The organism is uncultured Marixanthomonas sp., assembly GCF_963974425.1.
Classification (GTDB): Bacteria; Bacteroidota; Bacteroidia; order Flavobacteriales; family Flavobacteriaceae; genus Marixanthomonas.
In genome coordinates, this window is sequence record NZ_CAXBCK010000005.1 from 49,382 (window position 1) to 61,508 (window position 12,127).

Annotated in this window: 14 protein-coding genes; all 14 read left to right on the plus strand. The window is 36.4% G+C overall.

Going from position 1 to position 12,127, the window contains the following annotated elements:
• The first annotated feature begins 81 nt into the window (after positions 1–81).
• The 14 genes from AACZ92_RS02265 to AACZ92_RS02330 all read left to right on the plus strand — a co-directional run bounded on the left by AACZ92_RS02265 (position 82) and on the right by AACZ92_RS02330 (position 12,086).
• Complete coding sequence (locus AACZ92_RS02265; protein WP_339696604.1) at positions 82–582, plus strand: F0F1 ATP synthase subunit B; 501 nt, start codon at positions 82–84, stop codon at positions 580–582.
• Between the two features lie 7 nt (positions 583–589).
• Positions 590–1,123 carry an ATP synthase F1 subunit delta gene (gene atpH / locus AACZ92_RS02270; RefSeq protein WP_339696607.1) on the plus strand — a complete coding sequence of 178 codons (534 nt, stop codon included), beginning with the start codon at positions 590–592 and terminating at the stop codon, positions 1,121–1,123.
• Between the two features lie 37 nt (positions 1,124–1,160).
• A complete protein-coding gene (gene atpA, locus AACZ92_RS02275) occupies positions 1,161–2,741 on the plus strand; it encodes a F0F1 ATP synthase subunit alpha (protein WP_339696610.1) in 1,581 nt (526 codons plus the stop codon).
• Between the two features lie 68 nt (positions 2,742–2,809).
• Positions 2,810–3,682, plus strand: a complete 873-nt coding sequence (gene atpG / locus AACZ92_RS02280) for an ATP synthase F1 subunit gamma (protein WP_339696613.1) — start codon at positions 2,810–2,812, stop codon at positions 3,680–3,682.
• A 172-nt stretch (positions 3,683–3,854) separates the two neighbouring features.
• Entirely contained in the window at positions 3,855–4,394 is a 540-nt protein-coding gene (locus tag AACZ92_RS02285; protein WP_339696616.1) for a hypothetical protein, read from the plus strand.
• Positions 4,395–4,424: 30 nt separating this feature from the next.
• Positions 4,425–4,940 carry a hypothetical protein gene (locus AACZ92_RS02290; RefSeq protein ID WP_339696619.1) on the plus strand — a complete coding sequence of 172 codons (516 nt, stop codon included), beginning with the start codon at positions 4,425–4,427 and terminating at the stop codon, positions 4,938–4,940.
• A gap of 68 nt (positions 4,941–5,008) precedes the next feature.
• Entirely contained in the window at positions 5,009–6,469 is a 1,461-nt protein-coding gene (locus AACZ92_RS02295; RefSeq protein WP_339696622.1) for an oligosaccharide flippase family protein, read from the plus strand.
• A 67-nt stretch (positions 6,470–6,536) separates the two neighbouring features.
• Entirely contained in the window at positions 6,537–7,526 is a 990-nt protein-coding gene (gene hemB / locus AACZ92_RS02300) for a porphobilinogen synthase (RefSeq protein WP_339696625.1), read from the plus strand.
• 61 nt (positions 7,527–7,587) lie between these two features.
• Positions 7,588–7,941, plus strand: coding sequence for a hypothetical protein (locus tag AACZ92_RS02305; protein ID WP_339696628.1), 354 nt, complete (start codon positions 7,588–7,590; stop codon positions 7,939–7,941).
• Positions 7,942–8,131: 190 nt separating this feature from the next.
• The gene (locus AACZ92_RS02310) at positions 8,132–8,593 is read left to right on the plus strand and encodes a hypothetical protein (RefSeq protein ID WP_339696631.1); all 462 of its coding nucleotides are present in this window, start codon (positions 8,132–8,134) and stop codon (positions 8,591–8,593) included.
• A 126-nt stretch (positions 8,594–8,719) separates the two neighbouring features.
• A complete protein-coding gene (locus AACZ92_RS02315) occupies positions 8,720–9,835 on the plus strand; it encodes a CNNM domain-containing protein (protein ID WP_339696634.1) in 1,116 nt (371 codons plus the stop codon).
• Positions 9,832–10,317, plus strand: coding sequence for a methylated-DNA--[protein]-cysteine S-methyltransferase (locus AACZ92_RS02320; protein WP_339696636.1), 486 nt, complete (start codon positions 9,832–9,834; stop codon positions 10,315–10,317). Before AACZ92_RS02315 ends, AACZ92_RS02320 begins: the two co-directional genes overlap by 4 nt.
• A 187-nt stretch (positions 10,318–10,504) precedes the next feature.
• On the plus strand, positions 10,505–10,933 hold the full coding sequence (locus AACZ92_RS02325) for a hypothetical protein (protein WP_339696639.1): 429 nt from the start codon (positions 10,505–10,507) through the stop codon (positions 10,931–10,933).
• Between the two features lie 13 nt (positions 10,934–10,946).
• Positions 10,947–12,086: a serine hydrolase gene (locus AACZ92_RS02330; RefSeq protein WP_339696642.1), complete on the plus strand. Its 1,140-nt coding sequence runs from the start codon at positions 10,947–10,949 to the stop codon at positions 12,084–12,086.
• Positions 12,087–12,127 lie beyond the last annotated feature (41 nt).

Genomic DNA, 12,127 nt, shown 5'->3' on the forward strand with positions numbered 1-12,127 from the left:
ACATACACAGTGGCTGTAACGGTTGGTTACAGCGACTGTGTTATTAAAAATTAAAAATTATTTTTTTTGAAATTTTAGATAATGGAAAAATTATTAGAACAATTTTCATTTGGACTGTTTTTTTGGCAAATACTTATTTTTGTTGCTTTAATACTGTTGCTTCGAAAGTTTGCTTGGGGACCAATTTTAAACGCAGTTAATGATCGTGAAGAAGGCATTAAAAATGCATTGGATTCTGCTGAAAAAGCAAAGCTTGAAATGGCGAACCTTAAAGCAGATAACGAAAAACTGCTTCAAGAAGCCAGAAATGAGCGAGATAGCATGATGAAAGAAGCACGCGAGATCAAAACAAAAATGATTTCAGATGCTAAGGAAGAAGCTCAAGCTGAAGCCAATAAAATGATTACACAAGCACAAACAGCTATTGAAAGCGAAAAGAAATCAGCTATGGCCGAATTGAAAAGCCATGTAGCAGAACTTTCAGTTCAAATTGCTGAAAAAGTTGTGAAAAAAGAGTTGTCTTCCAAAAATGAGCAATTAGAATTGGTTGACGAAATGTTAAGTGACGCTACTTTAAACTAGTAATAAGATGAGCAGAGCAGCCATACGATACGCCAAAGCAGCCTTGCAGCATGCAAGTGAAACTAAAACAGAAAACGTTTTGTTTGGTGACATGCAATCCGTTCAAGCTACTATTGAAGGAAGTGAAGAGCTTCGTAATATGCTAACGAGTCCGGTAATAAAAGCAGAGGATAAAAAGCAAGTATTGCTAAAGATTTTTAGCAATCAAACAGATGTTACCAAGAACTTAGTTAGTGTCTTGATAGCTAATCAACGTATCGCTTTATTGGGCGATGTTGCCAAAAGCTATGTGAAACTATATAATGAAGAACAAGGTATACAAGTTGCCAAAGTAACAACGGCAGTGGCATTGTCTTCAGAGTTGGAAGCAAAAGTATTGGCTAAAGTAAAAGAAATGACCGGTAGCGATAAAGTTACGGTTGAAAATATAATTGATGAGTCGATCATTGGTGGGTTTATCCTTCGCGTGGGCGATCTTCAATACAACGCGAGTATCGCAAACAAATTAAATAGATTAAAAAGAGAGTTTACATTAAATTAAGGGTTGAGAAAATTTCTCAAGCTAAAATCTAAATAAGATGGCAGAAGTAAAACCAGCTGAAGTTTCAGCAATTTTAAAGGAACAACTTTCAGGTTTTGAAGCATCAGCTTCACTTGACGAAGTAGGAACTGTTTTAACCGTAGGTGATGGTATTGCACGTGTATATGGGCTTGCTAACGCAGAATACGGTGAATTGGTAGAGTTTGAAGACGGTCTAGAAGGAATCGTTTTGAACCTTGAAGAAGATAACGTTGGTGTTGTATTATTAGGACCTTCTAAAGAAATTAGCGAAGGATCTACTGTAAAACGTACACAGCGTATTGCATCTATCAACGTTGGTGAAGGTATTGTTGGCCGTGTGGTTAACACACTTGGTCAGCCAATTGATGGAAAAGGACCTATTGAAGGTGAAACTTACGAAATGCCATTGGAGCGTAAAGCACCAGGTGTAATTTATCGTGAACCGGTAACTGAGCCATTACAAACAGGTATTAAATCTATTGATGCGATGATCCCGGTAGGTCGTGGACAGCGTGAATTGGTAATTGGTGACCGTCAAACTGGTAAATCTACAGTTACTATTGATACCATCTTAAACCAAAAAGAATTTTATGATGCTGGTGAGCCAGTTTACTGTATCTATGTTGCTATAGGACAGAAAGCTTCTACCGTAGCAAACATTGCTCAAGTATTAGAAGATGCTGGAGCTTTAGCATATACAACTATTGTTGCAGCAAATGCATCAGATCCTGCGCCAATGCAGGTTTATGCTCCTTTCGCAGGTGCTGCAATTGGTGAGTACTTCCGTGATACGGGTCGTCCAGCCTTAATTGTTTTTGATGATTTATCAAAACAAGCGGTTGCTTACCGTGAAGTATCTTTATTACTTCGTCGTCCACCAGGACGTGAAGCATACCCAGGGGATGTATTCTTCTTACACTCAAGATTATTAGAGCGTGCAGCAAAAGTTATCAATGATGATAAAATTGCTAGCGAAATGAATGACCTTCCAGATACCTTGAAACCAATGGTAAAAGGTGGTGGATCATTAACAGCATTGCCAATTATTGAAACACAAGCGGGTGATGTTTCTGCATATATCCCAACCAACGTAATTTCGATTACCGATGGTCAAATTTTCTTAGATGGTGATTTATTTAACTCTGGTGTTCGTCCTGCAATTAACGTAGGTATCTCTGTATCTCGTGTGGGTGGTAACGCTCAAATTAAATCAATGAAGAAAGTATCAGGTACACTTAAACTGGATCAAGCTGCTTTCCGTGAATTGGAAGCGTTTGCTAAGTTCGGTTCAGACCTTGATGCGGCTACCAAAAATGTAATTGAAAAAGGAAAGCGTAACGTTGAGATCTTAAAACAACCAGAAAACACACCATTTACAGTTGAAGATCAAATTGCAATTATTTATGCAGGTTCTAAAAACTTGTTACGTGATGTTCCTGTAGAAAAAGTAAAAGAATTTGAAAGAGACTATCTTGAATTGCTTAATGCAAAGCATAGAGATGCGTTAGACACGTTAAAGTCAGGTAAGTTAACTGATGAAGTAACAGATACCTTAACGGCTGTAGCAAAAGATCTTTCAGCAAAGTATAAAAAGTAGTTAGATTTTAGTATTGAGTATTGAGAAATCTGATTTCAATACTCAATACTCAATAATTCTATAAAAGAATGGCAAATCTTAAGGAAATAAGAAGTAGAATCACCTCTGTTGGGTCAACCATGCAGATTACGAGCGCCATGAAAATGGTATCGGCTGCAAAGTTGAAAAAAGCACAGGATGCCATCACTGCGATGCGTCCTTATGCTGATAAACTAACCGAGTTGCTTCAAAATTTAAGTGCAACACTAGATGCTGATAGTGGAAGTAAGTTTTCAGATCAGCGCGAAGTAAACAAAGTGTTAGTGGTAGCGATTACTTCTAACCGTGGTTTGGCAGGTGCATTTAATAGTAATATTATCAAAGGTTCAAAACGTATTGCTTCAGATAACTATGCTGGAAAACAAGTAGATTACGTAACAATTGGTAAAAAAGGAAACGATATCTTAAAGAAGACGGAAACTGTTATCTCAAATAACAATGAAATCTTTGATGATCTTTCGTTTGAAAATGTTTCTGAAATTGCTGAAATGTTAATGCAAAAATTTGCTGATGGACAATACGATAAAATCGTATTGGTTTACAACAAGTTTAAGAATGCAGCTACGCAGATTGTGATGAATGAGCAATTTTTGCCTATTCTTCCTCCTAAAATGGATGAAGCAGAAGCACAAAAAGCAACGCCTAACTATATTTTTGAGCCAAACAAAGAAGATATCGTTGAAGAATTAATTCCGAAGAGTTTAAAAACACAATTGTTTAAAGCGATTCGCGATAGTGTAGCTAGTGAGCATGGTGCCCGAATGACAGCGATGCACAAAGCAACAGACAATGCGAAAGACCTTCGTGATGACCTTAAATTACAATACAACAAAGCGCGACAAGCTTCAATTACCAACGAAATTTTAGAAATCGTTGGTGGAGCGGAGGCTCTTGCTGGATAGATTAGCTGTAAAGCAAATTTATCGAAAGCTGAGGCCTTAGCGGGATAAAATATAATACCTACTTAGTGCAGAAAAGTCTTCCGTTTATTTCGGAAGGCTTTTTTTGTTGTAGTCATTTCTTGGTAATGGAATACTATTTGATAGTTTTGAGTAAACAACTAAACCAATTTGTATGAAATCTCAAAAACTGCTTTTTAGTCTCTTGCTTTTAATTTCTTTTACTTCAGGGTATTCACAATATGAAAAAGGAGATATTTCCCTTTCCATTCAAGGAGCTCCTTTTATAACTCAAGATGGCCCTGATGATCTAGGATTGATGGCATTGACTACAGCCGAGTTTTTTATCATCCCTAAACTTTCCGCAGGGATTAGTTTTTTTACAACTAATAATACTGTTTTAGAAAATAAGAGTGGAACAACTATCCATTCCTACGGTGTAATTCCATCTTTGCAGTATTATGCGTTCAATAAAAATAAGTTCAATGTGTTTGCACAAATTGGTTACGGCTATGGATTTGAAGATTTAACGCGTGGATATATTGAAAACAGCGCGTTGACCGTCTTCAACATAGGTATTGGAGGTAACTACAATTTTTCTGAAAATTGGATGCTAAAACTTACCATTCCTTATTTTAAAGCCCAAAATGTGACAATAGATGCAAAAGCTGCAGACGGAGCAACAGCGTTTATTGGTATAGGGTATAAACTATAATTTTCCTATCTTCACATTAAAAATAAGCTTATGCGGCCATTTAAAAATATAATTGCTCTTTGCACTGTTTCCTTAGTATTATTTAGTTTTTCAAACTGTGGAAGCAGCCAAACAACTTCTTATAAACTTACGCAAGATGCTCCATTTACCATTGATGATGTGTATTATCAAGATTGGGTAGCCGGCGTGCAAGATGGTGGTTCGGGCACTAATGTCCATATCACTTTTAAAGAATTTACAGAAGATGTACGTATTGATAGTATTTATTTCAGAAATAAAACTGAAAAAGCTAAAAGCGCACCACAAGCCAGAAAGCAATATATTGGATATTTTAAAAAGAGAACAAACCGTGATATTGTTATGGACAGTGACTCCAAAAAAGAAGCTCAAAATACCCCACCAAAATCGTTTCCGTTCGAGTTGGCAGATAACGATGCTGTTGTGAGCTATGTAAAAAATGGCACAACCCATTATTATAAAATAGCCAATATGCGCCAAAAAGAAATGCTTGCCTATCCACAGAGCAATGCCCCGTCAGATAATTAAGGAATCGTTGCTTGATTAATTGATAGCGGCAATAATTTCAATACTTTTACGCTTCAAAACAGAACAGATTGAGCGTTTTCAAAAAACTATTTAAGCAAACTTTTGTGTATGGTCTTGCCACCGCCCTTCCTAGGGCGTTGGCGATCGTTTTGGTGCCCTTGTATGTTACGGTGCTAGGCACGAAACAATACGGCGTCTATGCCTCTTTAATGGCGTTTTTAATCTTAGGAAACGTCTTGCTTTCCTACGGTATGGAAACCGCTTTTTTTAGGTTCGTTAATAAACACGTTGAGCAGAAAAAGCTAGTTCAGTCCACTGCATTGACTTCGCTTACCGTTTCCACTGTTCTATTTTTGACGATTACCTTGCTTGTTAATGATTCATTGGCGAATTTTCTTGAGTTTAAAGCAGAATATGTTACGTATGGATTGCTCATTCTGGCTTTAGATGCTTTAGCGGTTTTGCCTTTTGTATGGTATCGTGCAAACGAAAAACCCATGAAATATGCGGTAATTAAAATTTTTAATGTCTGCGTAAATTTGGGGCTTAACCTCTTTTTCTTTTTGGTACTTCCCGGTTGGGCAGAAAACACACCTGATTCTTTTTGGACTACAATTTATTCCGAAGAAAATAAAGTTGCCTATGTGTTTATTGCAAACTTAATCGCCAGTGCCATTACGTTGGTCGTGTTGTTTCCATTATACATTAAAATTGGATTTGGTTTTAGTAAAATCATTTGGAAAGGAATGTTTAAATACGCCTTCCCGGTATTAATTGCGGGGATTGCTTTTTCAATAAACGAAGCGTTTGATAAAATTTTGCTGAAATATCTATTACCAGAAAATATTGCAGAAGCTGAAGTTGGTGTGTATGCCGCTTGTTATAAATTAGGTGTATTTATGACGCTTTTCGCTACTGCGTTTCGACTGGGGATCGAGCCGTTTTTCTTTAACCACGCCGAAAGTAAAAATGCAAAACAGACTTACGCCACTATCACAAAGTATTTCACCATTTTCGGAAGTATCATTCTACTGTTTGTAATTGTGTATGTTGATGTTTTTAAGCGAATTTTAATCCCGGAGTCCGAATATTGGGGAGCACTTTCCATCGTTCCTCTTATTTTATTGGCAAACTTATTTTTGGGTATTTACCATAACCTTTCCGTCTGGTACAAAGTGACGGATCGTACCAAGTTTGGTGCTTATATTTCAGTTTTTGGTGCTATTGTTACCTTAGGGTTGAACTTTCTATTAATACCATTAATCAGTTATCAAGGTTCAGCTATAGCGACATTAGCTGCTTACGGAAGTATGATGTTACTTTCATATTTTTTCGGACAACGAAATTACGCCGTGCCTTACGATATAAAGCGAATAGGTGGATATTTATTGCTCGCCTCCGGATTTTCAGTCCTTTCATTTTACGTATTTGAACGTGATTTAATTATAGGTAATGTCTTATTATTGGTATTTTTGCTATTAGTTTTCTTTTCTGAAAAGAAAGAATTCGGCAGCATCCTAAAGCGGTAGTTGCGAAGTATAAAACTGAATTTTTCATAATAGAGTAAACTCACTACTCTTAATTCATAACTTGAATATGTATCCACTACGAAGAAACCGAAGATTACGAACTACCGAAACCCTTAGAAACTTAGTAAGGGAAACCACGCTTTCTCCAAACGATTTTTTAGTCCCTCTTTTTGTAGTTGAAGGAAAAGGAGTGAAAGAAGAAATCGCTTCCATGCCAAATTACTACCGATACAGTTTAGATTTACTGGCTAAAGAGGTGAAGGAACTATGGAGCTTAGGATTAAAATCGGTTTTACTGTTTGTGAAAGTACCCGAAAACTTAAAAGATAATAGCGGAACAGAAGCCTTGAACGCTGAAGGATTAATGCAACGCGCCATTAAAACCGTAAAAGACTCGGTGCCAGAAATGTTGGTGATGACCGACGTTGCTTTAGACCCCTATTCAATTTTTGGACACGATGGAATTGTTTCAGAAGGGAAAATATTAAATGACGATTCCTCAGCTATTTTAGCCGAAATGGCTTTATCTCATGCCAAATCAGGAGCCGATTTTGTTGCACCCAGCGACATGATGGACGGACGTATTTTTGAAATGCGAACACTATTGGAGGATGAAGGGTTTCACGATACCGGAATTATGAGTTACAGTGCTAAATACGCTTCTGCTTTTTATGGTCCATTCCGTGATGCGTTAGATTCTGCGCCAGTAGATAAAAAAGATGTCCCAAAAAATAAGAGCAGTTATCAAATGGATTATGCCAACCGGGAAGAAGCCATTAAAGAAACCTTGATGGATATTGAAGAAGGAGCCGATATTGTAATGGTAAAACCAGGACTGTGTTATTTAGACATTGTACGTGACATTCGTAATACTGTAAATGTTCCCGTTGCTGTTTATCAAGTAAGTGGTGAATATGCGATGATAAAAGCTGCCGCTGAAAAAGGCTGGCTAGATCACGATGCGGTTGTATTAGAACAGATTACAGCTATAAAAAGGGCTGGAGCTCAGATTATTGCTAGTTATTTTGCCAAAGATGTTGTGAAGCTACTGTCTTAATAACTAGTAATTTTAATACAATTTTGGCACCTCCAATTCAATTTCTATATACCTTTGCTTAGTGAAACCATTTAAAGCACATATAAGCTATTTCTTTTTACTCGTAAGTCTGTTATTGATTTCGGGTAATGCTTTTGCGGTTTCAAGTGCATCTCATACTTCTTTAGTCTCAAAAGAAACGAGGTTCAGTGCCGATTCATTCTCGAAACAACTTTATTTTCATGAAGTATCGGTTATAGAGGTATCCTATCAACAAACGGATGAACCTGTAAATCCGTTTATTTTATTTTATCAGCCGTTAGAACTTACAGAGGCTACTAATTACAACACTTCTAATACGCTCAATTATTTTCCGCAACGGAATCTTAAAAAGCGAATTCAAGAACAGTTATACCCTTTCCATTTTTTTTGGTGAACGTTTCCTTTTTTTGAAACAGTAAACAGCCGGACTAAACATAGTTAGTCTAGGCAAACACGTGTTTTATACTTAACAAAACACTTCTTATTTCACTTAAAAACAGTAGTGTCCAATTAAACGATTAATGCAAGAGTTGTCTTGCATCCTAGTGGGACACAATTTTAATAACTTTAAAATTTAAAAAAGAATGGAAACAAGTTCCACCCTTATTGGGCTCTTCATATTATTAATATTTATGGTGCCTATCGTATTCGTAATTATAAAAAGCAGTTCAACTGAAAAAAAACTTAAAAAGAGTTTACAAAATTTATCATCCCAAAACGGAGTAACAATAAATACATCCGAAGTAATCGGTAATACACTTATCGGTCTGGACGAGAACGTTCATAAATTGGTGTTCTCTTATAAAAATAAATTAGCAGAAACCTTTAAAACGGTCGATTTAAGTACTGTAAATGAGTGTAGAGTTGCTACATTTAAAGAACGTAAACAACCGCTATCCCGAGTTGCTTTGGAGTTGAAAAGTCCATCTGCTACAGACGAAATTATCTTTTACGAAGAAAATGATGACTCATCTCCTTCAACAGATGCACAGATTTGCTTAAACCGCGCCAGCCATTGGGAGAAAATAATTAAACAGCAAATGTAATGGGTGCCGAGTAAGATTTGTTTTTAAAAAGGGGCGATTTTGCCCCTTTTTTTGTGTTATTAACATTACATTGTAATAGAAACGATAATTTAATTTTTATTTTAGTCAAAATTTTATATTTAAGGAATGACCTTACTAATACTGTACGCTTTAATTTCTATTTTCTTTTCATTTCTCTGCTCCATCTTGGAAGCAGCTTTGCTTAGTTTTACACCTACTTTCATTAAAATGAAAAAAAATGAAGGGAAAAGTTATGCACTCACGTTGGCTAATTTTAAGAAGGACATCGACAAACCCCTTATTGCTATTTTAACGCTTAATACAATAGCACATACTGTTGGAGCTATATTAGTTGGAGTTCAAGCCGAAAAAGTATGGCCTTCTGGAGGGATGGTAGGTATTGTATCTGCAATAATGACTGGATTAATTTTAATTGTTTCTGAAATTATACCTAAAACAATTGGAGCTACTTATTGGAAATCCTTAGGTAATTTTACAGCTAAGTTTTTAAAAATTATCATATTTCCGCTAAAATACACCGGAATTTTATGGCTCTTAATGCTTACCACGCGTTTAATTGGAAAATCTGCACATGTAAGCACGATGAGTAGAGAAGAATTCCTCGCCATAACCGATGCTGCGGAAGAAGAAGGTGTTTTTGAAGAAAATGAAACCACAGTAATTAAAAACCTCTTGGTGTTTAAATCGGTTAAAGCGAAAGATGTAATGACACCATTTCCAGTAGTAACGCTGGAAAACGAGGATATGTCGTTGAAAAATTTTCACTCCCAACATAAAAACCTCCGATTTTCAAGAATTCCCGTATATCGCGAAAAAACACATAACATAACCGGCTTTGTACTTCGAGATGATATTTTAGAGCAAATTGTGGAAGAACATGGGGAAATGCAATTAATGGAATTGAAACGAGAGATTTTTGTAGTCGATGCCGATAAACCCATTCCAGACTTGTTCGAAACCTTTATTAAACAACGCGTTCACATCGCTTCGGTTGTTGATGAATTTGGAAATACAATAGGTGTTGTAACGATGGAAGACATTATTGAAACCCTCTTGGGTCTCGAAATTATGGATGAAAGCGATGCCATTGAGGATATGCAGGTACAAGCTCGTAAAAATTGGGAACGCCGTGCTAAACGTATGGGGATTGAGCTCAGTGATATTCCTGAAAAAGAGTTTAAGCAAGATGAAGGGCAGACTAAAGATCAAGATCCATCGTGAAAATAGCCTATTTTAAAAGTCCGATAGGTTGGATGGAACTGAAAGGCGATGCTTCTGGCTTGGCATCTGCACTATTTTTAGATGACGATATTTCTTCAGAAAAAGCTACCTCAGAACAACTTTCTGAACCGCTTCAAAAAACACTTCGACAACTAACCGAATATTTTGATGGCGCTAGACAAAGTTTTGATATCCCATTAAATCCACAAGGCACCGATTTTCAGAAAAAAGTGTGGAGCCGATTACAAGAAATTCCTTTTAGTAAAACGACGAGTTACCAAAAAATGGCAAATGCCTTGGGCGATCCAAAAGTGATTCGTGCAGCAGCTTCAGCAAATGGTAAAAATCCAATTTCTATTATTATTCCCTGCCACCGTGTTATTGGCAGTGATGGTTCATTAACTGGCTATGCAGGAGGTTTACACCGTAAAAAATGGTTGCTGCAACACGAAAGTCCGGTTAAACAGGGGGAATTGTTTTAAAAAAGAATCACGACTTAAAAGACTCACGAAGCAAGACATATTCAGATATTAATTGATTTGTTTGAAATGTCTATTATTGGTTCTCTACTTTCCTGTTTCTATAAGAAGTATAACGTAGTAAACACTTCAAGTAGTTTCTATCTTTTCTTTTATATTTGAGCTTTAAGTAATTTTGGCTGTCTAAACAATGAAATCATTTCTGACTTTATTAATCTCTTTTTCAATTTTAAGCTGCTCGACTGAGCCGACAAGTTGTTACAGAATTGGGAAAATTAATATAGCCAAAGAAAATGGGAGTGGTTTAACTGAATCAGTATACTTAGAAATAACAGATAAAAAAACGATTGAAAAGCTTTCAGGAACTGTACTTTTTGCAGATGTATTGAAACCAAAGTACGATACAATACTATTTTTGGAAGGAAAAGACACTATTGATTCAAATACTTCGTCTAGAATTAAAAAGTCTAGTGACGGAATATATTTAGTCTACAGAACAGGAAGGTTTTTATTTGATGATATTAGGGATTCAACACAAATAGCAGATATAATAAAAAACGAAAAAATTAAAATTAGACTAGCTGATAACAGTATAATTAAGTTGAATTATTGTGAATGAAAACTTACTTTCAATGAAGAAATTCCTTTCTTGGCTCCTCGGCATCATAGCTGTAATCGTATTGGGTTTATACCTAACCGATTATAATTACGTATTAAAAGGCATCCGGGTGGTTTATCTTACCGGTCATACTACAGCCTTTATAGACGACTTTAAGTATTTTGAAAATGAAACTATTTCAGCAAGTAGTAATCCGCAGCCTTGGCCTAAAGCCGAAGATTACAATACTGTAGAGCCAACTGAAACACTTATCCAAACCAATGAAGCATTGGGTACGGTTGCATTTTTAATCATTAAAAACGACAGTATTTGGTATGAAAACTATGCCGAAGGTTATAGTGATTCTTCACAAACCAATTCGTTTTCCATGGCAAAAAGTGTGGTTTCTGCTTTGATGGGCAAAGCAATTAATGATGGGTACATTAAAAGTTTAGACCAACCTGTTGGTGACTTTTATCCTGAATTTAAAAACACTAATATAACAGTAGGAGATCTTTCTTCTATGGCGTCTGGTCTAAATTGGGACGAATCGTACAAAAACCCATTCGGAATCACGGCTCGTGCTTATTATGATGATAATCTAGCCGAAACCATCCTCAATCTAAAAATGGTAGAAAGACCTGGAGAAAAGTATAAATATTTGAGTGGAAATACTCAATTGTTAGCGATGGTGATTCAAAAAGCAACTGGAAAGCAATTAGCAACCTATTTACAACAAAGCTTTTGGCAACCTATGGGAGCAGAAAACCCAGCTTTATGGCAAGTAGATGATGAAGATCATCGTTTGGTGAAAGCTTATTGTTGCATTGGTTCCAACGCCCGCGATTTTGCCCGTTTTGGTAAGCTCTATAAAGACTTCGGAAAGTGGAACGGAAAGCAAGTACTGGACTCTGCTTTTGTGGCGAAATCTATTCAACCTCGATTTAAGGAAAGTCCCGAATATGGTTATGGATTTTGGCTCAATAAGCACAACGGTAAAGAAGTATTCGCCATGCGGGGCATTTTGGGCCAATACGTGATTGTAATTCCAGAAGATGACGTTATAATTGTTCGGTTAGGGCATCACCGTGGTAAAAAGGGTGACGATCCTTTCAGCAAGGATTTTTATACGTATATGGAAGAAGCGTATAGTATGCTACGTGCGAATTCGTAATTTTTTTGTAGTTTTAAATTCTCCCCGATTCTAAAATTTCA